The 22,292-nt window shown below is 68.0% G+C and carries 19 protein-coding genes; 3 read left to right on the forward strand and 16 right to left on the reverse strand.

The genetic code is table 11. The features are described from left to right. The first annotated feature begins 8 nt into the window (after window positions 1-8). On the forward strand, window positions 9-932 hold the full coding sequence (locus tag IBL26_RS08695; RefSeq protein ID WP_187784080.1) for a tyrosine recombinase XerC: 924 nt from the start codon (window positions 9-11) through the stop codon (window positions 930-932). 386 nt (window positions 933-1,318) lie between these two features. On the opposite strand, the gene IBL26_RS08700 is transcribed toward IBL26_RS08695, so the two are convergent. The 4 genes from IBL26_RS08700 to lpdA form a co-directional block, all read right to left on the reverse strand. Continuing rightward, on the reverse strand, window positions 1,319-2,116 hold the full coding sequence (locus tag IBL26_RS08700) for a hypothetical protein (RefSeq protein WP_187784081.1): 798 nt from the start codon (window positions 2,114-2,116) through the stop codon (window positions 1,319-1,321). A gap of 566 nt (window positions 2,117-2,682) precedes the next feature. Further along, window positions 2,683-3,096 (reverse strand): DUF350 domain-containing protein, encoded by a 414-nt coding sequence (locus tag IBL26_RS08705; protein WP_187784082.1) that lies wholly within the window; start codon window positions 3,094-3,096, stop codon window positions 2,683-2,685. 54 nt (window positions 3,097-3,150) lie between these two features. Further along, window positions 3,151-4,737 (reverse strand): DUF2491 family protein, encoded by a 1,587-nt coding sequence (locus tag IBL26_RS08710; protein ID WP_187784083.1) that lies wholly within the window; start codon window positions 4,735-4,737, stop codon window positions 3,151-3,153. A 665-nt stretch (window positions 4,738-5,402) separates the two neighbouring features. Then, window positions 5,403-6,794 (reverse strand): dihydrolipoyl dehydrogenase, encoded by a 1,392-nt coding sequence (lpdA, locus tag IBL26_RS08715; protein ID WP_187784084.1) that lies wholly within the window; start codon window positions 6,792-6,794, stop codon window positions 5,403-5,405. A gap of 169 nt (window positions 6,795-6,963) precedes the next feature. Between lpdA and IBL26_RS08720 the strand changes: the two genes are divergently transcribed. Further along, the gene (locus tag IBL26_RS08720) at window positions 6,964-7,821 is read left to right on the forward strand and encodes an AraC family transcriptional regulator (RefSeq protein WP_187784085.1); all 858 of its coding nucleotides are present in this window, start codon (window positions 6,964-6,966) and stop codon (window positions 7,819-7,821) included. On the opposite strand, the gene IBL26_RS08725 is transcribed toward IBL26_RS08720, so the two are convergent. The 8 genes from IBL26_RS08725 to zapE form a co-directional block, all read right to left on the reverse strand. Beyond that, window positions 7,808-8,242 (reverse strand): hypothetical protein, encoded by a 435-nt coding sequence (locus IBL26_RS08725; protein ID WP_187784086.1) that lies wholly within the window; start codon window positions 8,240-8,242, stop codon window positions 7,808-7,810. The two genes, IBL26_RS08720 and IBL26_RS08725, sit on opposite strands and share 14 nt — an antisense overlap. A gap of 17 nt (window positions 8,243-8,259) precedes the next feature. Further along, window positions 8,260-9,501 (reverse strand): 2-oxoglutarate dehydrogenase complex dihydrolipoyllysine-residue succinyltransferase, encoded by a 1,242-nt coding sequence (gene odhB / locus IBL26_RS08730; protein ID WP_187784087.1) that lies wholly within the window; start codon window positions 9,499-9,501, stop codon window positions 8,260-8,262. 38 nt (window positions 9,502-9,539) lie between these two features. Continuing rightward, window positions 9,540-12,431 (reverse strand): 2-oxoglutarate dehydrogenase E1 component, encoded by a 2,892-nt coding sequence (locus IBL26_RS08735; RefSeq protein WP_187784088.1) that lies wholly within the window; start codon window positions 12,429-12,431, stop codon window positions 9,540-9,542. A gap of 203 nt (window positions 12,432-12,634) precedes the next feature. Next, the gene (sucD, locus tag IBL26_RS08740; RefSeq protein WP_187784089.1) at window positions 12,635-13,525 is read right to left on the reverse strand and encodes a succinate--CoA ligase subunit alpha; all 891 of its coding nucleotides are present in this window, start codon (window positions 13,523-13,525) and stop codon (window positions 12,635-12,637) included. Window position 13,526: 1 nt separating this feature from the next. Next, a complete protein-coding gene (gene sucC / locus IBL26_RS08745) occupies window positions 13,527-14,723 on the reverse strand; it encodes an ADP-forming succinate--CoA ligase subunit beta (protein ID WP_187784090.1) in 1,197 nt (398 codons plus the stop codon). A 93-nt stretch (window positions 14,724-14,816) separates the two neighbouring features. Beyond that, on the reverse strand, window positions 14,817-15,770 hold the full coding sequence (gene mdh / locus IBL26_RS08750) for a malate dehydrogenase (RefSeq protein WP_187784091.1): 954 nt from the start codon (window positions 15,768-15,770) through the stop codon (window positions 14,817-14,819). Window positions 15,771-16,220: 450 nt separating this feature from the next. Then, window positions 16,221-16,709 (reverse strand): hypothetical protein, encoded by a 489-nt coding sequence (locus tag IBL26_RS08755; RefSeq protein WP_187784092.1) that lies wholly within the window; start codon window positions 16,707-16,709, stop codon window positions 16,221-16,223. A 71-nt stretch (window positions 16,710-16,780) separates the two neighbouring features. After that, window positions 16,781-17,968, reverse strand: a complete 1,188-nt coding sequence (gene zapE, locus IBL26_RS08760) for a cell division protein ZapE (protein WP_187784093.1) — start codon at window positions 17,966-17,968, stop codon at window positions 16,781-16,783. A 168-nt stretch (window positions 17,969-18,136) separates the two neighbouring features. Here zapE and IBL26_RS08765 point away from each other — a divergent pair, with 168 nt between their 5' ends. Then, a complete protein-coding gene (locus tag IBL26_RS08765; protein WP_187784094.1) occupies window positions 18,137-18,400 on the forward strand; it encodes a DUF2171 domain-containing protein in 264 nt (87 codons plus the stop codon). Window positions 18,401-18,622: 222 nt separating this feature from the next. Here IBL26_RS08765 and IBL26_RS08770 read toward each other — a convergent pair whose 3' ends face one another. The 4 genes from IBL26_RS08770 to sdhC form a co-directional block, all read right to left on the reverse strand. Beyond that, on the reverse strand, window positions 18,623-19,408 hold the full coding sequence (locus IBL26_RS08770; RefSeq protein WP_187784095.1) for a succinate dehydrogenase iron-sulfur subunit: 786 nt from the start codon (window positions 19,406-19,408) through the stop codon (window positions 18,623-18,625). A 15-nt stretch (window positions 19,409-19,423) separates the two neighbouring features. Further along, on the reverse strand, window positions 19,424-21,235 hold the full coding sequence (gene sdhA / locus IBL26_RS08775) for a succinate dehydrogenase flavoprotein subunit (protein ID WP_187784096.1): 1,812 nt from the start codon (window positions 21,233-21,235) through the stop codon (window positions 19,424-19,426). 107 nt (window positions 21,236-21,342) lie between these two features. Continuing rightward, window positions 21,343-21,738, reverse strand: a complete 396-nt coding sequence (sdhD, locus tag IBL26_RS08780) for a succinate dehydrogenase, hydrophobic membrane anchor protein (protein ID WP_187784097.1) — start codon at window positions 21,736-21,738, stop codon at window positions 21,343-21,345. A 13-nt stretch (window positions 21,739-21,751) separates the two neighbouring features. After that, window positions 21,752-22,195: a succinate dehydrogenase, cytochrome b556 subunit gene (sdhC, locus tag IBL26_RS08785; protein WP_187784098.1), complete on the reverse strand. Its 444-nt coding sequence runs from the start codon at window positions 22,193-22,195 to the stop codon at window positions 21,752-21,754. Window positions 22,196-22,292: the final 97 nt, after the last annotated feature.

The raw sequence follows: 22,292 nt of genomic DNA on the forward strand, positions 1-22,292 counted from the left end.
ACCCGCGCATGACCGGCTTCGAAGCCCGCGCCGCCTTCCTGGACTGGCTGGAGAAGGAGCGCCGCGCCAGCCCGCACACCCTGGCCGCCTATGGCGCCGATATCACTGACCTGCTCGGCTTCCTCTCCAACTACCATGGCGCGGAGCCGGACCTCGCCAGCCTCGGCGCCCTGCGCCCAGCCGACCTGCGCGCCTTCATGGCCTTCCGCGCCAACCCCGGCGGCAAGGCTAAGGGCGTCGGCACCGCCACCCGCGCCCGGCAGCTCTCCTCCGTCCGCAGCTTCATGCGCTTCCTGGCCAAGCAGCATGGCGTCTCGCCCAACGCGCTGGCCGGGCTGCGCGGCCCCCGGCTCAAGCAACCGGTGCCCAAGGCCCTGCGCGTGGCCGAGGCGCGGGACGTCACCACCGAAACCGGCAGCGTCGAACACTCGCCCCTGCAAGCCGCGCGCGACGAAGCGCTGTTCACCCTGCTCTATGGCTGCGGCCTGCGCATCTCCGAAGCGCTGGCCCTGAACGTCCGGGACGCACCGCGCGCCGCCACCGGCCTGCGCGTCCTCGGCAAGGGCAACAAGGAACGCATCGTCCCGGTGCTGCCGGCGGTCGAAAGCGCCATCGCCAACTACCTCGCCGCCCGCGGCGGCCCGCTGCCGGACGCCCCGCTATTCATCGGCGCCCGCGGCGGCCGGCTGGACCCGGCCGTGGCGCAGAAAGCTATCCGCGACTACCGCCGCCTCGCCGGCCTGCCTGAGCACACCACGCCCCACGCGCTGCGCCACTCCTTCGCCACCCACCTGCTCGGCGCAGGCGCGGACCTGCGCTCCATCCAGGAACTGCTCGGGCACGCCAGCCTCTCCACCACCCAGCGCTACACCAGCGTGGACGCGGTGCACCTGCTGGAAACCTGGCAAAAGGCGCATCCCCGCAGCAACTGAGGGGCGGTACGGCAAGCGGATGGGGGAAGGCCTTTGTTGATGGGGGGCTCTCCCATTGCGGGAAGGGCAAGGAAGGCTGGGGAAAGAATTCCCCAGACCTCTTCTTTCTTCTGCGCGTTTGGTGTGGCGCTGCCGGACTGAAAGCGGACGCTGCGTGATGATTTTATGAATGGGCCACGCGGGCTGAACTCTCAGTCGCAGGAGGTCCAGGATCTCCGGCCCACTCAGCCGTTTCTCAGATGCGCCCCTTCAACAGCCACGCCTGAAAACTTGAAAAAGGAAGATGGGTCCAGGGAATTCCTTCCCCGGCCTTCTCTCCCCAGCACCACCCACGCGCAACACGCATCCCCCGACCGCTGCCGTCTGACGCCTGCCGCGCGTATCGGTCAGACAGGCCCGCCGATCTGGCGGGGGGCGCCTGGGCCGCGCAGGGCGGCAAGGCGGTCGGAGAGGCTGGCGGCGGGGCCGGCCTTGCCGGAGGCGGCGGCCAGGGCGGCGGCGATGTTGGGGTCGTCCTGCTCCGGCTTGGTCGGCGTCAGCAGCTTGGCCTTGCTGTTGGCGGCCTCGGCTTCGGCGAGGTTGCGGGCGGCAGCGTCCTGCATGGCTTTCAGCGCCACGCTGAGCCCGCTGGTGGCGCCCGAGAGGCCGGCGGCCTGGCGGGCGGCTTCGGCCCGGCGCTCCGCGGTGTCGCGCTGCTGGGCGGCGCGGCCCATGTCCCGCTCAGCGCGGGTCAGCTCGGAACGTGCGGTCTTCAGCTTCTGGCCGGCCTGGTTGTAGGTGTCCTGCAGCGTGGTCAGGAATTCCTGGGCGTCGACGGCGTCCTGCTTCTCGCGCTCCAGCTCCGGCGCCATCTCCTCCAGCATGGTGACCAGCGTGCCGAGGGAGCGCTCCAGCTCGGCCTTCTTGGCCGGGTCGGCCTCGGTGGCGGCGCGGTTCTGCAACTGCTCGGCAGCGGCCATGCGCTGCTGGGACAGGCGCTGGATGGCATCGGCCTCGCGCTGCTCTTTCTCGAAGGACTGGCGCGCTTCGGCGACCTGCAGGCCGAGCTGGTCCAGGTGCTGCTCCATGGTGCGCAGCTCGGCCTCGGTGGCCGATTTGGGGTCCCAGCGGACGATGGCCTCGACGGCGGAGCTGACGGCCTGGTCGGTCTTCACGCCGACGAGGTTACGAATGAAGGCGAGCATGGGCGATGTCTCCCTGGGGGCGTGATCGCCTGAGGTGGGTTCACCGAAGGCGAGGATCACTTGGTCAAACAAACTGCCCTGTGAACATGCGGAACAGGGCACGCTTCGGAACGTGATCGCCGCCGGTCGCACCGACCGGGGCGGGCATCATTCGAACGAACGGACAGTCGGAACGCCGCCGCCGCCGGTGGCGGGCAGGCTCCGGCATGATGGCCACTTGTTGTGGTGGCAGCGCGCGGATCATGCGGTCAGGCAAGGCTTGGCGGGCAACGGCGTTCGGCGGCGATGCCGGCAGCCTCGGATCGCCCGGTCGGTCACAACCAAACACGTTATGATATCGGAACATATCCCGACAGGCGACTGTCGAAGGCCGTACTGGTCCAATGCCGATGCGCCCGGCCGTCGAACAGTGGGACAAGGGGCGGCGGACCAGCCAGGCGGTGCGGAGCGGCGCCCCGGTCACGGTAACACCCGCCCAGGTCGGTACCGGCCCGCCGGCAGCGATGTACCAGCCTGCCGAAGGCCGCGCCGCTGCTGCATTCCTCATGGCGGCGGCCTGCCGTCGCTCAGCCGGCCATGGCGCCGGCATTGAGCAAAGCCACGGCCAGTTGCAGCCCCGCCAGCATCCATGCCGCGCCCAGATTGCCGGCCTCGATCATCTCCCGCAGCCCGCGCAGCAGCAGCGTGGCCACGGCGAAGGTCAGCAATTGCAGCGCCAGCGCCACGATGCCCCAGACCACGATGTCCAGCGTCACCTGGCTGGTGGCCAGCGTCGCGGCCAGCGGGATGGCCAGCGCCACCAGGCTGGCGCCCAGCACGATGCCGGCGGCGGCATTGCCTTCCCGGATCAGCCGCATCTCGTGGAACGGCGTGATGGCCATGTAGAGGGCCACGCCGATGCCGAGCAGCGCCAGCGTCACCGCGAATTGCAGGACCAGGACCGGCAGGCCCAGCCGCAGGGTATCCAGTATCACGTCCATGGCGTCATGCGTCCTTGGGCAGTCCGGGGTAGGCGTCCTTGCGGGACGCCCAGGTCAGGCGAGCGAAAGCGAGGCGGCGCTGATATCCAGCCCCGCGCGGATCTCCACCCAGGCCTGCCCGCCATCCTCGATGGCGGAGACCAGGATGTATTCGGTCTGCGGCGCCGGCTCGGCCGCGCCGGTGGGGGCGGCGTAGAGCATGGCGTGGTTCTGGATGACGCGGCGGCCGGCGGTGGTCTCCACCTCCTCCGGCATCGAGCGGGGCGGGACCATGCCGCCGCCGGGGGACCAGACGCGGTCATAGAGCTTGCCGTCCTTGGTCTGGAACTGGAACCAGCCGATCAGCCCTTCCTGCGGGTCCAGCCAGGTCTTCCATTCCTCTTCGTCGGCGGGCGTCACCTCGTCCAGCAAGGCGAAGAAGCGGCACTCGTCCGGCTCGTTGTTGGGGCCGAGATGCAGCTGGATCATGCCCTGGTCCGCCTGCAGGTACAGCCGCACCAGCGAGCCCTGCCCCTCCCCGCCGACGCGCCCTACCGCCTCCACCACCGCCGGCTGGCCGGTGGGCGGCGGCGTCAGCTGCGTCTGCCCGGCGGCCAGGATGAAGGGCGTCGGGTCCAGTTGCACCGGCATGCCGAGGCGGAACTGGGAGGGGGCATAAGCCTCGCCCGAGGCCTTCTGGCGCAGCATGCCCGCCGCGTCCCGGATCAAGCCACCACTGGCCATGCTACTGCCTCCCTGCCTGGGGCGGCGGCGGCCCCAGAGAAACACCGCCACGCCGATGCCGCCGATCAACACCAGCGCGATGATGGCCATGGTGCCGCCGCTGCCGGAGGATTCCGTGCTGGGCGTGCGCGCGTTCGGCGCGGCGCGGCCGGTCGCCACCTCCACCGGCACGTCGGGCGGCAGGTAATTGGGGTCGCGCGGCGTCACCGCGTTCTCGGCCAGGGAGCGGTCGAGCTGCTGCAACTGGCTGCGGACCTCGGGGTCCGTCCGCGCGCGCTGCTCGGCCTCCTGCCGCCATTGCTGGTAGCCGGCATCGTCCTGGTGATGGTGGAAGAAGGCGGCGTGGGACGGATTGTTCAGCGAGCTGAGCATGAACCACAGGAAGGCGGCGTCCCACATCCCGAAGCCGCCCCGGCCCGCCGTACGCGCCTGCGGGGCATAGCCCCGGTCCCGGTACCAGCCACCGGTATAGCCACCGCCGCCACGCCCATAGCCGCCGCCATACCCGCTGCCGCCGACGCTGCCCGAGCTGCCGCTGCCATAGGGCGCGGAAGGGGCCGGCGCCTGCCGCGGATACTCGATGCGCGACTGGCTACGGGCATCGTTCTCCCGCATCCGGCGCAGCGCGTCGCCGGACTGGCTGCGGCTGTAGCCACGATCAGCTGAGGAACCGCCATAGCTGCCGACCGAGGGCGTGCGCCCGCTGGTCGATGGCCGCGAATAACCACCGGAGGACCGGGATGGCGACGAATAGGAGCGGGAGGTGGAGGGCGAGCGGGAATAACCGCCGCTGGAACGCGGCCGGGCCTCGGCCTCGGCTACCAGGCGGAAGGAGGATTGCGGGAACAGCACCGGGGACACGGCGCCGGACACGGCCAGCGCTGCGATGGCCAGCGGTACGGCGAAACGTCTGCGCATCCGCGATCCTGTCGGTGGACCACCGCCGCGTGGTGGTCAGCGAGACAGAGGATATAGATTTACCGCGCCATGCGCGACCAGAGCCGGAGCCTGGGCGGAAGCGTCACATCGGCTTGATGGAGCGTTGCCACCCCAGCGCCGAGACCCTTTGGGGACTGCCTTCCTGGTCAGCCACAGGCTGGTGGCGGGAACGGTCGTGTCTTGGGCGAGCTGGGCACGCCGCGCGCGGCGGCAGGAAGGCCGGGGAAGGAATTCCCCAGGCCCCTTCTTTTTTCTTCAAGTCAGAGATAGGGATTCGCGGCGCGCAGTGAGCCAGATGGCGAAGCCTGGGTGATTTCCAGGGCTGATCGACATTCAGCCTCAGGAGGCAAGGTCAGGAGAAAGAACTCCCCTGAAACCCCATCGTTTTTTTGCCAGTTGGCGTGGAGATTCAGGACAGGCAGGTGCAGTCATGGGCCAGATGGGCTGACTTTTCAGCCCCCGGCGTAACCCTACCTGGGCTCAGAGAGGCTGACGCCCCCACGGCCACGCCCGAAAGACGCGCAGGAGAAAGATGGGGTCCGGGGAATTCCTTCCCCGGTCTTTCGTCCCGGCCTCAAAGCCGGTTGTTTCCCGGCCAGTGCCGCATCCCGGGCGGCACCGCCACCCGGGCCGCAATCGCGGTCTCAGATGTGCAGCGCGCGGCCGTCCACGGCCAGGGCCGCTTCCTTCACCGCCTCGTTCAGCGTCGGGTGGGCGTGGCAGGTGCGGGCCACGTCCTCGGCGCTGGCGCCGAACTCCATGGCGATCGCCACCTCGGCGATCAGCGTACCGGCATCCGGGCCAAGGATGTGGCAGCCCAGCACGCGGTCCGTGGCCTTGTCGGCCAGGATCTTCACGAAGCCGTCCACATCGCCCATAGCGCGGGCGCGGCCATTGGCCATGAAGGGGAACTTGCCGGCCTTGTATTCCTGGCCGCGCGCCTTCAGCTCCTCCTCCGTCTCGCCCACCGAGGCCAGTTCCGGCCAGGTGTAGACGATGGCGGGGATGACGCCGTAGTTCACGTGGCCCGCCTGGCCGACCAGCAGCTCGGCCAGCGCGACGCCTTCATCCTCGGCCTTGTGGGCCAACATGGCGCCGGCGATGACGTCGCCGATGGCGTAGATGCCGGGGACGTTGGTGGCGAAGTGGCCATCGGTCTTCACCCGGCCGCGGTCATCCCGCTCCACGCCCACGGCATCGAGGCCCAGGCCATCCGTGTAGGCGCGGCGGCCGATGGCCAGCAGCACCACGTCGGCCTTCACGTCCTCGGCGGCACCACCGGCGGCAGGCTCCACCGTCAGCGTGACGCCCTCGGCGGTCTTGGTGGCGCCGGTGACCTTGGATTTCAGCTTGAACTTGATGCCCTGCTTGGTCAGCATCCGCTCGAACTGCTTGGCGGACTCGCCGTCGATGCCGGGCACGAGGCGGTCGAGATACTCGATCACTGTCACCTCGGCACCCAGGCGGCGCCAGACGGAGCCCAGCTCCAGCCCGATCACGCCACCGCCGATGACCACCAGGTGGCCCGGCACCTTCTCCAGCTCCAGCGCGCCGGTGGAGGTGACGATCTGCTTCTCATCGACCTCGACGCCGCGCAGCGGCGCGCTGTCGGAGCCGGTGGCGATGACGATGTTCTTCGTCTCGTAGGTCTGGCCGGCGACCTCGACCTTGCCGGGGGCGGTGATCTTCCCCTCGCCCTTCAGCCAGGTAACCTTGTTCTTCTTGAACAGGAACTCGACGCCCTTGGTGTTGGCCGTCACCACCTCGCCCTTGCGGGCCTGCATGCGCGCCAGGTCCAGCTTCACGCCATCCAGCAGGATGCCGTGGTCGGCGAACTTATGCTTCGTCTCCTCGAACGCCTCGGAGGATTGCAGCAGTGCCTTGGAGGGGATGCAGCCGACATTGAGGCAGGTGCCGCCCAGCGTCTCCCGTTTCTCGACACAGGCGACCTTCAGGCCCAGCTGCGCCGCGCGAATGGCGCAGACGTAGCCGCCGGGGCCGGCACCAATGACAATGACGTCGAAGCTCTCGGACATGGAGCAGTGTTCCCGCTGGACAATTCTGGTGGGCGGAAACTGGCCCGTCACGACGGCAGGGGCAAGGGGGAGCGGGGCCTTGTGCGGTGCGAAAAGCCATGCGCCACAAGCTTCGCAAGCATGATCAAGGGCAGACCGCCCAGGATGTCGGCAATGGAGAGATCGCCTGATGCCCGCGCCGCCCACGCTGCTGGACTACGACCGTCGCATCGCCCGCGCCATCGCCTGGCTGGCGGCGAATCCCGGCCAGTCGCCTTCGCTGGAAGTCCTGGCGGCGGCAGCCGCCTTCTCACCCTGCCATTTCCATCGCATCTACCGCGCCATGACCGGGGAGACCCCGGCGGCGACGCTGGCGCGGCAGCGGCTGCAGCGGGCGGCGGGGGAGTTGCTCGGCACGGCGCGGCCCATGGCCCGGGTGGCCAGACGGGCGGGATTCGGCAGTGTGGCCGCCTTCACCCGCGCCTTCCGCGCCGCGCACGGATTGCCGCCGGCCGCCTACCGGCGGCGGGGCGGCATCGGCCGGCCCCTTCAGGAATGCCCCATGCAGGAGAGTACGATGTTCGACGTGACGATCGAGGTCATGCCGCCGCTCAGGCTGGCGGCGATCCGCCATACCGGCCCCTATGCCGACATCGCGCCCACGTTCGACCGGCTGGCGAGCTGGGCGCGGGCACGCGGGTTGCTGGAAGGACCGCGGCGGGTCTTCGGCCTCTACCACGATGATCCGGATAGCGTGCCGCCGGCCCGCCTGCGCGCCGATGCCTGCGTCACCATCGGGCCGGACGTGGTGGTGGAGGGGGAAGCGCGACTGCTGGAACTGCCCGCCTTCGAAGCCGCCACGGTGGTGTTCCAGGGTCCCTATGCCGAGCTTGGGAAGGTCTATGACTGGCTCTACGGCACCTGGCTGCCCGGCAGTGGGCGTGAGCCGGCCGACCAGCCGCCGATGGACGAGGCGCTGAACAACCCACGCCAGCACCCGCCATCGGCGTGGCTGACGCGGGTGATCATCCCGCTCAGACCCGCCTGATCCGGCGCCGGCGTTCCCGCCGGGCGAGGACGGCACCGGTGATGGCCAGCGCCCAAAGGGTGCAGAGGATCGGAACGGCCACCCCCGGCGGGGGCAGCAAAAGCAGCCTCAAGTCAGTGGGCCGGCTCTCGGCCTGTATCGCGGCGCCGAAGAGCAGGTAGCCGCTCAGCAAGCCGAGAAACAGCATGAACAGCCCGAGATCGACCGCACCACCGCCGTGGAACCCTTTCCAGGCATTGTGTCCCGCATATCCGAACGCCAGGACCACGACGGGAAAGGTGGAGACATAGGGTGGATTGGGCCCGCCATACCAAAGCGCGACCAGGAGCCATCCGCCCGCCAGCAATGCGCCACCCCACAACAGGCACAAAAAAACGGCGAGGACCGTGTATCGCACGATCCTCGCCGCTTTGCTTTCCATGGCGGAAAGAGTGGCCCTTACAGGTCCAGCAGCAGGCGCCGCGGGTCCTCCAGGCTCTCCTTCACACGCACCAGGAAGGACACAGCCTCCTTCCCGTCAACGATGCGGTGATCGTAGGACAGCGCCAGGTACATCATCGGCCGCACCTCGATCTTGCCGCCCACCACCATCGCGCGCTCCTTGATGGAGTGCATGCCGAGGATGCCGGACTGCGGCGGGTTCAGGATCGGGGTGGACAGCAGCGAGCCGTAGATGCCGCCATTGGTGATGGTGAAGCTGCCACCGGTCAGCTCCTCCAGCTTCAGCTGGCCGTCACGCGCCTTCTTGCCGAAGCCTGCAATGGTCTTCTCGATCTCGGCGAAGCCCATCTGGTCGGCGTTCTTCAGCACCGGCACGACGAGGCCGTTCGGGCCGCCGACGGCGATGCCCATATGCACGAAGTTCTTGTAGACGATGTCGTCGCCGTCGATCTCGGCGTTCACCGCCGGGAATTCCTTCAGCGCGGCCACGCAGGCCTTCACGAAGAAGGACATGAAGCCGAGCTTGGCGCCCAGCTTCTTCTCGAAGGCGTCCTTGTACTCGCTGCGCAGGCCCATCACGGCCGACATGTCCACCTCGTTGAAGGTGGTCAGCATGGCGGCGGTGTTCTGCGCCTCCTTCAGCCGGGTGGCGATGACCTTGCGGAGACGGGTCATCTTCACCCGCTCCTCGCCGCCTTCCAGCGCGCGGGGGGCCTTGGCGGCGGGCTTCGGCGCGGCGGCCTCGGCCGGGCGGGCCAGGAAGGACTGCACGTCGCCCTTGCTGATACGGCCGTCCTTGGCGGTGCCGGTGCCGACCTGCTCGGCCGACACCTTGTTCTCCGCCATCATCTTGGCCGCGGCAGGCAGCGGCGCATGGCCACCACCCGGCACGGAAACGGGGCCGTTGACGGGGCGCGGGGCCTCGACCTTCGGCGCCGGCGCGGCGGAGGGGGCGGCATGGGCGGCGGCGGGCTTCTCGGTGGCCTTGGGGGACACCTTGCCTTCGCCGGCCGAGATGGTGCCGAGCAGCGCGCCCGGCTCGACCTCGGCGCCCTCATCGGCGGCGATGGCTTCCAGCACGCCGGCGGCCGGCGCGTTGACTTCCACCGTGACCTTGTCGGTCTCCAGTTCCACCAGCGGCTCGTCGGCGGCCACGGCCTCGCCGGCCTTCTTCATCCAGCGGGCCACAGTGGCCGTGGAAACACTTTCGCCCAGGGTGGGGACCAGGATCTCGGTCATATATATCGCCTCTCTACCGGGTGCGTGCTCGGGTTAACTTAGGACAGGCCGAGCGCGGAGCGCACCAGGGCTTCCTGCTGCTGCTGATGAACCTTGGCGGAACCGGTGGCCGGGCTCGCCGCTTCCTCACGGCCGACATAGGTCGGGCGCTTCGCCTTGATGTCGAGGTCCTTCAGCACCTTCTCGATGCGTCGGTCCACGAAGGTCCAGGCGCCCATGTTCTCGGGCTCCTCCTGGCACCAGACGATCTCGGCGTTCTTATACTCAGCCAGGACACGCGCCAGCGTGACGCGCGGGAACGGATACATCTGCTCCAGCCGCACGACGGCCACGTCCTGCACGCCCTTGTCGCGGCGCTCCTGCACCAGGTCGTAGTAGACCTTGCCCGTGCAGATGACGACGCGCTTCACTTTGTCCGACGCCGCGATGGCATCGGTCTCGGGGATCACGGTCTGGAAGTGGCTGCCGGGTGCGAAATCGGCCAGGCTGCTGACGGCCAGCTTGTGCCGCAGCAGCGACTTCGGCGTCATGACGATCAGCGGCTTGCGGTAGTTGCGCTTCAGCTGGCGGCGCAGCGCGTGATAGTAGTTCGCCGGCGTCGTGAAGTTGCAGACGGCCATGTTGCGTTCGGCGCAGAGCTGCAGGTAGCGCTCCAGCCGGGCGGAGGAATGCTCCGGCCCCTGCCCTTCATAGCCATGCGGCAGCAGCATCACGAGGCCGGACATGCGCAGCCACTTTGTCTCGGCCGAGGCGATGAACTGGTCGATCACCACCTGGGCGCCGTTGGCGAAGTCGCCGAACTGGCCTTCCCACAGCGTCAGGGTCTGCGGGTCGGCCAGGGTGTAGCCGTAGTCGAAGCCGAGCACGCCCATCTCGCTCAGCAGCGAGTTGAAGGCTTCCATCCGGGACTGGCCGTCGCGGATGTTGTTCAGCGGCATGTATTCCGCCTGGTTGGTCTGGTCGATCAGCACGCAATGGCGGTGGCTGAAGGTGCCACGCTGCACGTCCTCGCCCGAGAGGCGGATGCGGTGGCCTTCCAGCAGCAGCGTGCCGAAGGCCAGCGCCTCGCCCGTCGCCCAGTCGATGCCCTCGCCGGTCTCGATGGCGTTCTTCTTCGCCTCGAGCTGACGGGTGATCTTGGAGTTGGCGTTGAAGTCCGCCGGCACGCGGGAGAGGGCTGCGCCAACCTCGCGCAGCGTATCCAGCGCCACGGCGGTGCCGTCCTCCTTCTCCTCCTCCTCGGACCCGGCGGCCTTCAGGCCGGACCAGTGGCCTTCCAGCCAGTCCGCCTTGTTCGGCTTGAAGGTCTGGGCGGCCTGGTAGGCGTCCTCGAGCTGGGCGTTGAACGCGTCCAGCATCGCCTTGCTGTCCTCGGCCGGCACGGCGCCGGAGGCGGCCAGACGCTCCGCGTACAGGGTACGGGTCGTCTTGGTCTCCTTGATGCGGGCGTACATCAGGGGCTGGGTGAATGCGGGCTCGTCGGTCTCGTTATGGCCGTGGCGGCGGTAGCAGACGATGTCCAGCACCACGTCGGCAGCGAACTTCATGCGATACTCGGCGGCCATGCGGGCGCAGAACACCACCGCTTCCGGGTCGTCGCCATTCACATGCAGGATCGGCGCCTGCACGGACTTGGCCACGTCGGTGCAGTACAGGCCGGAATAGGCGTGCACCGGCACCGTGGTGAAGCCGATCTGGTTGTTGGTGACGACGTGCACGGTGCCGCCGGTGCGGTAGCCGATGAGCTGGCTCATCGCCAGCGTCTCATAGACCACGCCCTGGCCGGCGAAGGCGGCATCGCCATGCAGCAGGATGGCCATGACCGAGCTGCGGGCCTTGGTGTCGCCGGACATGTCCTGCCGCGCGCGCACCTTGCCCACCACCACGGGGTCCACGACCTCGAGATGCGACGGGTTGGGCTGCAGGGACAGATGGACCTGGCGGCCACCGATCTCGATATCGGTGGAGGTACCGAGGTGGTACTTCACGTCGCCGGAGCCCTGGACGTCGTCCGGATTGGCGGAGACGCCCTTGAACTCGGCGAAGATGCGCGTGTAGGGCTTCTTCACCACGTTCACGAGCGTGTTCAGCCGGCCGCGATGGGCCATGCCGATGACGATCTCGCTGGTCCCGCCGGCGGCCGCGGCCTCGATGACCGTCTGCACCGCCGGGATGGTGACCTCGCCGCCCTCAAGCCCGAAGCGCTTGGTGCCGACATACTTCTTGGCGCAGAAGGCCTCGAAGCCCTCGGCCTCGGTCAGCTGCTGCAGGATCTGGCGCTTGGCGCCGGCATCGAAGCTGTTGGACCAGGGCGCGCCCTCGATCCGCTGCTGGATCCAGGATTTCTGCTCCGGGTCCTGGATGTGCATGAACTCGACACCGATCGGGCCGCAATAGCTGGCGCGGCAGGTCGCGATGATCTCGCGCAGCGTCGCCGTCTCCTTGCCCAGCACGCGGTCGATGAAGATCGGCCGGTCCATGTCAGCGTCGGAGAAGCCGTAGGTCTTCGGGTCCAGCTCCGGATGGGCCTTGGGCACCTGCAGGTGCAGCGGGTCCAGCTGGGCCTCCAGATGGCCGCGCACGCGGTAGGCGCGGATCAGCATCAGGGCGCGCAGCGAATCCAGCACCTGAGCGCGGGCGGCGGCCGGGTCGGCGGCAGCGGCGGGCGCGGCGCCCGGCTTGCCAGCCTTCTTGGGGTCCAGCTTCGGCGCCTCGGGCTCCGGCGCGAAGCCGCCGCGCGGGCGCGGGGCCCAGGAGGCACCGGTCGCGTTCTGCATGACGGCGATGGCGTCGTCGCCCAGGGCTGCGAACAGCTCCTGGAAAGACGGGTCCACGCTGTCCGGCTGATCCACCCAGCGGGCATAGAGATCGGCGAGGAAGGCGGCATTCGCCCCCGTCATCGCACTCGCCAGGATGTCGATACCGGCCATCAGATCCTCCTCGCTTCACCCGCTCCTGGGGTGAAGCGGCTTTCCTCAATCACGGGCGTCACATAACGCAGCGCCGCCCCTGATATAGGGACGGCGTGCATGAACATAGAATGTATGGCGGCGTAATGGCAGCCACCCGGAAGGCGCGGCCCCATTTTGGGGCCGGCCTTGGCCGGGCTCGCCTTGTCGCGCCGCCGGCAGCATCAGCCGCGCAGGGCCTTCACCATGGTCGAGCCCAGCGCCGCCGGGCTGTCGGCCACATGGATGCCGGCCGAGCGCATGGCGTCCATCTTGGCTTCCGCGGTGTCCTTGCCGCCGGAGATGACGGCGCCGGCATGGCCCATGCGGCGGCCCGGAGGGGCCGTCGCACCAGCAATGAACCCGACGACCGGCTTGTAGTTCTTGGAGCCGGCCTTGTTTTCGCGGCCCAGGAACTCGGCGGCCTGGATCTCGGACTGGCCACCGATCTCACCGATCATGACGATCTGGTGGGTGTCGGGGTCGGCCAGGAACATCTCCAGCACTTCCGTGAAGTCCATGCCCTTCACCGGGTCGCCACCGATGCCGACGCAGGTGGACTGGCCCAGCTTGGCCGCCGTCGTCTGCGCCACGGCCTCATAGGTCAGCGTGCCCGAGCGGGACACGATGCCGACGGAACCCGGCAGGTGGATATGGCCCGGCATGATGCCGATCTTGCAGGCACCCGGGGTGATCACGCCCGGGCAATTCGGCCCGACCAGGCGGGACTTGCTGCCGGAGAGGGCGCGCTTGACCTTGATCATGTCGATCACCGGGATGCCCTCAGTGATGCAGATGATCAGCGGGATCTCGGCGTCGATCGCCTCCAGGATGGAGTCGGCGGCGAACGGCGGCGGCACGTAGATGACGGAGGCGTTGGCGCCCGTCTGTTCCGCGCACTCGGCCACGGTGTTGAACACCGGCAGGTTCAGGTGGGTCTGGCCACCCTTGCCCGGCGTCACGCCGCCCACATAGTTGGAGCCGTAGGCGATGCCCTGCTCGGCGTGGAAGGTACCCTGAGAGCCGGTAAAGCCCTGGGTCATCACCTTCGTATTGGCGTCGACGAGAATGGCCATATTACTTGGCTCCCTTCACGGCGGCGACGACCTTCTCGGCGGCGTCGGCCAGGTTGTCGGCCGGGATGATCGCCAGGCCGGATTCGGCCAGGATCTTCTTGCCCAGGTCGACGTTGGTGCCCTCGAGGCGCACCACCAGCGGCACGGAGAGGGTCAGCGTCTTCGCCGCCTCAACGATGCCGTTGGCGATCATGTCGCACTTGGCGATGCCGCCGAAGATGTTGACCAGGAGCGCCTTCACGTTCGAATCGGACGTGATGATGCGGAAGGCCTCGGTCACGCGCTCGGCCGTGGCGGTGCCGCCGACGTCGAGGAAGTTCGCGGGGCTGGAACCGTAGAGCTTGATGATGTCCATCGTGGCCATCGCCAGGCCCGCACCGTTCACCATGCAGCCGATCTCGCCATCGAGCGCCACATAGTTCAGGTCGTTCTTGACCGCTTCCAGTTCCTTCGGGTCCATCTCGCTGTCATCGCGAAGGGCCTCGAGGTCCTTGTGGCGGAACAGCGCGCTATCGTCGAAGGACACCTTGGCGTCCAGCGCCACGATGTCGCCCGCGCCGGTCACGACCAGCGGGTTGATCTCGACGATCGCGCAATCCAGCTCGATGAAGGCCTTGTACAGGGCCAGCACGAACTTGGTGAAGGACGCGACCTGCTTGCCTTCCAGGCCGAGCCCGAAGGCCAGCTTGCGGGCATGGAAGCCGGAGACGCCCGAGGCGGGGTCGACCACGGCCTTCAGGATCTTCTCGGGGTGGTTCTCGGCCACCTCCTCGATCTCCATGCCGCCCTCGGTGGACGCCATGATGACGATGCGCGAGGTGTCGCGGTCGACCAGCAGGGAGAGGTACAGCTCGCGCTTGATGTCGCAGCCGTCTTCCACATAGACCCGGCTGACCTGCTTGCCGGCCTCGCCGGTCTGCTTGGTCACCAGCGTCTTGCCGATCATCGCCTCGGCCGCCGCCTTCACGTCCGCGACCGACTTGACGACGCGGACGCCGCCCTTGCCGTTCGGGTCTTCCTTGAAGCGGCCTGCGCCACGCCCACCGGCATGGATCTGCGACTTCACGACATAGACGGGGCCGGGCAGCTTCTTCGCCGCCTCTTCCGCCTCAGCGGCGTTCCAGGCGACATGGCCTTCGAGCACTGCGACGCCGTAGCGCTTCAGCAGCTCTTTGCCCTGGTATTCGTGAATATTCATCCGCTCACCCTTTGAATGGGGCTGTACGACCGAAGCCCGGCCGAGAAGGCGGCCGGGGCGTCAGCCCCAGCCCCCAGGGGTTCGAAGTCGGTATCAGACGCCGAGCTTCTTGAAGTCTTCGACCAGCTTCTTCACCGCGTCGCACGACTTGTCGAAGGCAGCCTTCTCTTCGCCGGTGAACTCAACCTCGACGATCTTCTCGACGCCGCCGGCGCCGATCACGACCGGTACGCCGACATAAAAGTCGTTCATGCCATACTCGCCGTTCAGCATCACGGCGCAGGGAAGGACGCGCTTCTTGTCCTTCAGGTAGGACTCGGCCATCGCGATGGCGGAGGCCGCCGGCGCGTAGAAGGCAGAGCCACGCTCCAGCAGCTTCACGATCTCACCGCCGCCATTGGCGGTGCGGTGCACGATCGCGTCGATCTTCTCCTGCGTCGTCCAACCCATCTTGATCAGGTCGGGGACGGGGATGCCGGCGACGGTGGAGTAGCGGGTCAGCGGCACCATGGTGTCGCCGTGGCCGCCCAGCACGAAGGCCGTCACGTCCTCGACCGAGACCTTGAACTCGTCGGCCAGGAAGGTACGGAAGCGGGCGCTGTCCAGCACGCCGGCCATGCCGACGACCTTGTTCGCCGGCAGGCCGGACTTCTGCTGCAACGCCCAGACCATGACGTCCAGCGGGTTGGTGATGCAGATGACGAAGGCGTCGGGGGCATACTGCTTGATGCCCTCGGCGACCTGGCCCATCACGCCGGCGTTCTTGGTCAGCAGGTCGTCGCGGCTCATGCCCGGCATGCGGGGGAAGCCGGCGGTGACGATGATGACGTCCGCGCCCGCGATGGCGGCATAGTCGCTGCCGCCGGTCATGTGGCTGTCGAAGCCGTCGACCGGGCTGGACTGCATGATGTCGAGCGCCTTGCCGGCGGCGACGCCACCGAACACGTCGAACATCACGACGTCGCCCAGTTCCTTGAGGCCGATCAGGTGGGCCAGAGTGCCACCGATATTGCCGGCGCCGATGAGGGCGATTTTCTTGCGGGCCATAGACTGTTCCTTCCCGAGGCTACGGGGGATGGGGATATCCGGTATCTCGCGCGGGCTTCGTACTCCGCCCCGCCAGCCCCGACAAGCCGGGGCCGGTGCCGATTTGTGCGGCGCAGTGCAGGAACGACCGGGGCGAATGCCCAGCAGGCAGGCAGCATGCCGCCGCTGGCCGGGAACCGGAAGGCCGGGCGGGCCGATTCATCCCCTGCCCCGCCGACTTTTCAGGAATGGCTGAAAGCCTGCCACGGCTGAGCCGGGACAAGGCGTCAAGCGTATCGTGCCGCCGTGCCGGCGGCGGATAGGCTCGGTTCCAGTGGAACAATATGGCAGCGGCGCCGGCCAGGCACCGTGACCCGATGCCGGCGGCCTGCCCCGGCCGTGGCGGGGGCAGGCACCAGGCCGGCGGAGTCGCCTCCGCCGGCCATCGTCACATCCGCGAAGCGGCGTGCGTCAGAGCGGCATGCACCGCACGATGTCGTCATGGCCGCGCGCCAGGGTGGACATGGTGCCCGCCGGGCAGTCCCGCTGCTCGCCCGAGGCCGTCGGCAGGCCGGACTGCCAGGAGGTCAGCCGCGCGCCGCCCGAAGTCATGCCGGAGCGCTGCGCCGTAACGGTGCGGCTGTTGCGGCTGCTGTTGCCGGTGGCCTTCGCCACGCGGCGGTTGTTGTTGCGGGCCGTCGCCTGCTGCTGCTGGCGGGTGGCCGGGCGCGCCACGCGGGACGTCACCTGCCGCGCCGTCGCCTGCGGGCGGGAGGTGGTGCGGGCGGCCGCGCGCTGCGGCGCCGCGGCCTGCCGGCTGGCGGTGCGGGTGGACGAAGCCTGCACGGGCTTCACGACCTTACCGGCCCGCGCTTCCGGCCGGCGGCTGCTGGCATCGGCGGACGGCGCCGCCATCGTGATGGCGAATAGGCTGAACAGGCAGACAGCAATCCAACGCATGGCAAATACCCCCAAAAACTCGTTTCCCAGGATCAACCGGTCCCCCCCGGGACCGGCAGGCCGCCCACGCCTCAGGTGAGGTGCGGCAAGCCCAGATAATCCTGGCTCTGCATCTCCATCAGGCGCGACGCTGTCCGCTGGAACATCGCCGCGTTCTCTCCCTGCTCGTAAAGCTGGTCCGGCACCGCCGCGGCGGAGGCGACCAGCTTGCACCGGTGTTCGTAGAGCGTGTCCACCAGCGTGATGAAGCGGCGGGCCCGGTCGAAATTATCCGGCCCCAGCCGTGGCACCCCGTCCAGCACCAGGGTGTGGTAATGCGTCGAAAAGGCCAGGTAGTCGGCCGGTCCCAGCGGCTTGCCGCACAGCGCGTCGAAATCCGCGCGCGCGACACCCCCGACCGCCTGGGGCACTTCGATCTGCCGCCCCAGCACCGCCAGGGTCTTGGGCTGGCCGTGCCGCTGCCCGGTCAGCTCGTAGAAGGCATTGTCCAGCGCCCGCTCGGCGCGGCCATCGGCCGGCACGTGCCAGGTGGGCAGGCCGTGGATACGGTCCCGCCGGTAGTCCTGCGCCGATTGCAGGTACAGCACCGCCACCTTCTGCTGGATCAGATGGATGAAGGGCAGGAAGGCATCGCGCCCCGGCTTGCCCTTGAACAGGTCGGCCGGCGCGGTGTTGGAGGTGGCGACCATCACCACGCCCTTGGCGAACAGCGCCTCAAACAACCGGCCGAGGATCATGGCATCGGTGATGTCATGCACCTGGAATTCGTCGAAGCACAGCAGCGCGGCATCATCGGCGATGCTGTCGGCCAGCGGCGGGATCGGGTCGGCATCGTGGCCGTTCTGCTTCCGCCAGGCATGGATGCGGGCGTGGCATTCCTGCATGAACTGGTGGAAGTGGATGCGGCGCTTCCGCGGCACGTCGGCGCAATCGAAGAACAGGTCCATGAGCATGGACTTCCCGCGCCCCACCTCGCCAACCATGTACAGGCCCTGCGGTGCGTTGCCCGGCGCTTCGTCGACCGGCTTGCGGCGGAAGAAGCGGCTCATGAAACCGCCGCCAGGCTTGTCGGGTTCTTCCTGCCGGGGCTCGTAGCCGCGCAGGCGGCGCCAGAGATCCTGCAAGGTCTCCGCGGCCAGCTCCTGGGCGCTGTCGGCGCGCAGCACCCCGGCCGCTACCCTCGCGCGGTAAGCGGGCAGTGGTCCTTCTGCTGTCGTCGGGAGGCGCTGGGCCTCCGCCGGCGTGATAGGGCCATCCATCGCGTTGCGGCATAGCCTCTTGGCCGGCATCCGGCAACCGTGATGCATGAAGACCGCCTGCGAAGTCGTTGCTCAAAAAGGAAACTTAGCCGCTCTCATGCCGGTGATGCATCTATCGGCACCGGCAATGGTTAATCATCCGTTGAGAATAATAAAAGGGAATTCACCATGATCGACAAGACGAAGATCCAGGAACACGCTGAAATCGTCGGCTCGTGCGGCAATCATGTCGGGACGGTCGATCACCTCGAAGGTGATTTCATCAAGTTGACCCGCAACGATTCCGCCGACGGGCAACACCATTACCTGCCGTTGAGCGCCGTCGCGGATGTCGACGGAGAAAAAGTGGTCACTACGATGAACCACAAGGCTGCGTTGTCTTTGCTGCAGGACCGACCGGAATCCGGCGCCGGTGGCTTCGCCGCCGTCTGAAGCGGCCCAAGGGCGGGGTAGAAATATCGTCGGCCCCTCGCCTTTTCTTTCGTGCCGCGTGCCGGCCAAGACCGTGAGCGCAGCCACTTCGCCTTGCAGCCAGGGCTGCTGCTGACATCGCCGCCGTGATGCGGCATCCCGGAAAGCGCGCCTCCCGGGCATGAAAAAGCCCCGACGGATTTGCATCCGGCGGGGCTTTTTCGGCCGACCCGTGAGGGTGGCTCAGCTCTGGCGCTCGACCATCATCGACTTGATGCTGCCAATGGCCTCGGCGGGGTTCAGCCCCTTCGGGCAGGTCGCCGTGCAGTTCATGATGGTATGGCAGCGGTACAGCCGGAACGGATCTTCCAGGTTGTCCAGCCGCTCACCCGTCGCCTCGTCGCGCGAATCGGCGATCCAGCGATAGGCCTGCAGCAGCACGGCCGGGCCGAGGTAGCGGTCGCCGTTCCACCAGTAGGACGGGCAGGCGGTGGAGCAGCAGAAGCACAGGATGCACTCCCACAGCCCGTCCAGCTTGGCGCGCTCTTCCTTGGACTGCAGCCGCTCGCCATCCGGCGGCGGGGCCGTGTCGGACTTCAGCCAGGGCTCGACCGAGCGGAGCTGCGCGTAGATCTGGCTGAGGTCCGGCACCAGGTCCTTCACCACCGGCATGTGCGGCAGCGGGGTGATGCGGACATCCGCCTTCTTCACGTCCTCGATCGGCTTCAGGCAGGCCAGCGTGTTCATGCCGTCGATGTTCATCGCGCAGGAACCGCAGATGCCCTCGCGGCAGGAACGACGGAACGTCAGCGTCGTGTCCGTCTCGTTCTTGATCTTGATCAGCGCGTCCAGAACCATCGGGCCGCACTTGTCGAGGTCGAGCTCGTAAGTGTCGTAGCGCGGGTTCTCCCCCGTATCGGGGTCGAAGCGGTAGATCTTGAACGACTTCACGTTCGTGGCGCCCGGCTCGGCCTTATAGGTCTTGCCGGTGCCGATGGTGGAATTCTTGGGCAGCGTGAAAGTGGCCATGAACCCGCTCCTTCCTCAGTACACGCGCGGCTTGGGCGGGAAGACCTGGACCTCGTTGGTCAAGGTCCGCATCTTCACGTCGCGGTAGTCGAGGGTGACGTTGTAGTTGTCGTCGACCTTGGCCAGGGTGTGCTTCATCCAGTTCACGTCATCGCGCTCCGGATAATCCTCCTGGGCATGGGCGCCACGGCTTTCCTTCCGGGCCTCGCCGCCGACCACGGTGGTCAGCGCGTTGCCGATCAGGTTGTCCAGCTCCATCGCCTCCACCAGGTCGCTGTTCCAGATCAGGCTCCGGTCGGCGATCTTGATGTCGGAATAGGTGGCGGCCACCTTCGCCATCTTCTCGCAGCCTTCCTTCAGCAGCTCGGAGGTGCGGAACACGGCGGCGTGGGTCTGCATGGTGCGCTGCATGTTCATGCGCAGCTCGGCGACCGAGGTGCTGCCCTTGGCGTGGCGCACGCGGTCCAGCCGGTCCAGCGCCTTCTCGCCGGCGCGGGCCGGCAGGGGCTGCTGCGTGGCACCCGGCTTGATGGTCTCGGCGGCGCGCAACGCGGCGGCGCGGCCGAACACCACAAGGTCGAGCAGCGAGTTAGTGCCGAGGCGGTTGGCGCCGTGCACGGAGACGGACGCCGCCTCACCCACCGCCATCAGGCCATGGACCACGCGGTCCTGGTCCGTGCTGGTGGGGTTCAGCACCTCGGTGTGGATGTTGGTCGGGATGCCGCCCATGTTGTAGTGGACGGTCGGGAGCATCGGGATCGGCTCCTTCGTCACGTCCACGCCGGCGAAGATCTTGGCGGTCTCGGAGATGCCCGGCAGCCGCTCGTGCAGCAGCTCGGCGCCCAGGTGCTCCAGGTGCAGGTGGATGTGGTCCTTGTGCGGACCGACGCCACGACCCTCGCGGATCTCCATCGACATGGCGCGGGAGACGACGTCGCGGGACGCCAGGTCCTTCGCCGTCGGCGCGTAGCGCTCCATGAAGCGCTCGCCCTCAGAATTCGTCAGGTAGCCGCCCTCACCGCGCGCACCCTCGGTGACGAGGCAGCCGGAGCCGTAGATGCCGGTCGGGTGGAACTGCACGAACTCGTTGTCCTGCAGCGGCAGGCCGGCGCGCAGGATCATGCCGCCGCCATCGCCCGTGCAGGTATGGGCGGAGGTGCAGGAGAAGTAGGCGCGGCCATAGCCGCCCGTCGCCATCACCACGGTCTGGGCACGGAAGCGGTGGATGGTGCCATCCTCCAGGTTCCAGGCCATCACGCCGCGGCAGGCGCCTTCCTCGTCCATGATCAGGTCGAGCGCGAAGTACTCCACGAAGAACTCGCAGTTATGCTTCAGGCTCTGCTGGTACAGCGTGTGCAGGATGGCGTGGCCCGTGCGGTCCGCGGCGGCGCAGGCGCGCATCGCGGGGGTCTTGCCGTAGTTCTGCATGTGGCCGCCGAAGGGCCGCTGGTAGATCTTGCCATCCTCAGTGCGCGAGAAGGGCACGCCGAAATGCTCCAGCTCGATGATCGAGGGCACGGCCTCGCGGCACATGTACTCGATGGCATCCTGGTCGCCCAGCCAGTCCGACCCCTTCACGGTGTCGTACATGTGCCAGCGCCAGTTATCCTCGCCCATATTGCCGAGGGAGGCGCCGACGCCGCCCTGCGCGGCCACGGTGTGGCTGCGGGTCGGGAAGACCTTGGTGATACAGGCCGTCTTCAGCCCTGCCGCGCCCATGCCGAAGGTGGCGCGCAGGCCAGCGCCGCCCGCACCCACGACCACGACGTCATAGGTGTGGTCCACAATGCGGTAGGCACCCTGGGAGGGCATGGTGATCGCGTTCATCGTCCCGATCCGTCCGTTACTTCTTTGCGGCGGCGCACGCCCTCCTGGGAGAGGGGCCGCCGTCTTCCTTCAGACACTCAGGCCGGCGGGCAGGCCGGCCACGCGATTCAGATGGCGATCCGCAGCACCGACAGGGCGGCGAGCAGGCCGAGAATCCAGCACAGGGCCTTCACCACCAGGATGGCCATCACCCGCTTCATCTCGCCGCGCACGTAATCCTCCAGCACCACCTGCATGCCGGAGGCGGCGTGCTGGAAGGAGATGGCGATGAAGGAGAGCAGCAGCACGGCGTTCAGCGGGCGGCCGATCCACAGCACGATCTCGGCATGCGTCGCGCCGGTATGGCCGGCCACCGAGAGGATGAACCACAGCGTCAGCGGCAGCAGCGCCATGGAGGTGACGCGCTGCACCCACCAGTGATGCGTGCCACCACGGGCGGAGCCGTAGCCACGGACGCGGCCAAGGGCCGATTGCAGGCGGATGGCGGAATGTTGTTCGCTCATGGGTGCGTGCTCCTCACCAAGAGACAATGGCGATGAGCCAGGTCAGCGCCGTCATGACGCCCGTGGCGATGAGGGTGATGTAACCGGTCTTGTGCACCGCCGGCAGGTCGTAGCCCTTGCCGAAATCCCAGTACAGGTGGCGCAGGCCGGCGAAGGTGTGGAACCAGGCAACGGCCGTCAGCCCGGCCAGCGCCAGCATGCCGAGGAAGGAGCCGAAGAACCACTGGGCGTTGGCGAAGGCCTGCGGCCCGGCGGCGGCGGCCACCAGCCACCACACCAGGAACACCATGCCGATCGTCCAGGCGATGCCGGCGCCACGGTTGGCGATGGACATGCCGGAGGTCATCTGCACCATGTCATAGACCTGCAGGTGCGGCGACAAGGGGCGCCGCACGCGCGTCCCGTCGGTCCGACGGCCGGTCATGACCGCCTCGCGCGCGTCTTCTGTAATGGACATGGGCCGATCCCGCTCCGCGAATTGTAGGCCGCGCTCTGCGCAGCGCCGGGGCAGCGGCGGGGTCAGGGCGGCTCTGGCCCTTTTATGGTGCGCTGCC

It is taken from the genome of Teichococcus aerophilus, from assembly GCF_014490485.1.
Lineage (GTDB): Bacteria > Pseudomonadota > Alphaproteobacteria > Acetobacterales > Acetobacteraceae > Pseudoroseomonas > Pseudoroseomonas aerophila.

Bases quoted from the DNA above. Each gene is read 5' to 3' on its own strand.
- IBL26_RS08695 (WP_187784080.1), top strand. From the start codon at position 9: ATGACCGGCTTCGAAGCCCGCGCCGCCTTCCTGGACTGGCTGGAGAAG.
- IBL26_RS08700 (WP_187784081.1), bottom strand. From the start codon at position 2,116: ATGCTCGCCTTCATTCGTAACCTCGTCGGCGTGAAGACCGACCAGGCC.
- IBL26_RS08705 (WP_187784082.1), bottom strand. From the start codon at position 3,096: ATGGACGTGATACTGGATACCCTGCGGCTGGGCCTGCCGGTCCTGGTC.
- IBL26_RS08710 (WP_187784083.1), bottom strand. From the start codon at position 4,737: ATGCGCAGACGTTTCGCCGTACCGCTGGCCATCGCAGCGCTGGCCGTG.
- lpdA (WP_187784084.1), bottom strand. From the start codon at position 6,794: ATGTCCGAGAGCTTCGACGTCATTGTCATTGGTGCCGGCCCCGGCGGC.
- IBL26_RS08720 (WP_187784085.1), top strand. From the start codon at position 6,964: ATGCCCGCGCCGCCCACGCTGCTGGACTACGACCGTCGCATCGCCCGC.
- IBL26_RS08725 (WP_187784086.1), bottom strand. From the start codon at position 8,242: ATGGAAAGCAAAGCGGCGAGGATCGTGCGATACACGGTCCTCGCCGTT.
- odhB (WP_187784087.1), bottom strand. From the start codon at position 9,501: ATGACCGAGATCCTGGTCCCCACCCTGGGCGAAAGTGTTTCCACGGCC.
- IBL26_RS08735 (WP_187784088.1), bottom strand. From the start codon at position 12,431: ATGGCCGGTATCGACATCCTGGCGAGTGCGATGACGGGGGCGAATGCC.
- sucD (WP_187784089.1), bottom strand. From the start codon at position 13,525: ATGGCCATTCTCGTCGACGCCAATACGAAGGTGATGACCCAGGGCTTT.
- sucC (WP_187784090.1), bottom strand. From the start codon at position 14,723: ATGAATATTCACGAATACCAGGGCAAAGAGCTGCTGAAGCGCTACGGC.
- mdh (WP_187784091.1), bottom strand. From the start codon at position 15,770: ATGGCCCGCAAGAAAATCGCCCTCATCGGCGCCGGCAATATCGGTGGC.
- IBL26_RS08755 (WP_187784092.1), bottom strand. From the start codon at position 16,709: ATGCGTTGGATTGCTGTCTGCCTGTTCAGCCTATTCGCCATCACGATG.
- zapE (WP_187784093.1), bottom strand. From the start codon at position 17,968: ATGGATGGCCCTATCACGCCGGCGGAGGCCCAGCGCCTCCCGACGACA.
- IBL26_RS08765 (WP_187784094.1), top strand. From the start codon at position 18,137: ATGATCGACAAGACGAAGATCCAGGAACACGCTGAAATCGTCGGCTCG.
- IBL26_RS08770 (WP_187784095.1), bottom strand. From the start codon at position 19,408: ATGGCCACTTTCACGCTGCCCAAGAATTCCACCATCGGCACCGGCAAG.
- sdhA (WP_187784096.1), bottom strand. From the start codon at position 21,235: ATGAACGCGATCACCATGCCCTCCCAGGGTGCCTACCGCATTGTGGAC.
- sdhD (WP_187784097.1), bottom strand. From the start codon at position 21,738: ATGAGCGAACAACATTCCGCCATCCGCCTGCAATCGGCCCTTGGCCGC.
- sdhC (WP_187784098.1), bottom strand. From the start codon at position 22,195: ATGTCCATTACAGAAGACGCGCGCGAGGCGGTCATGACCGGCCGTCGG.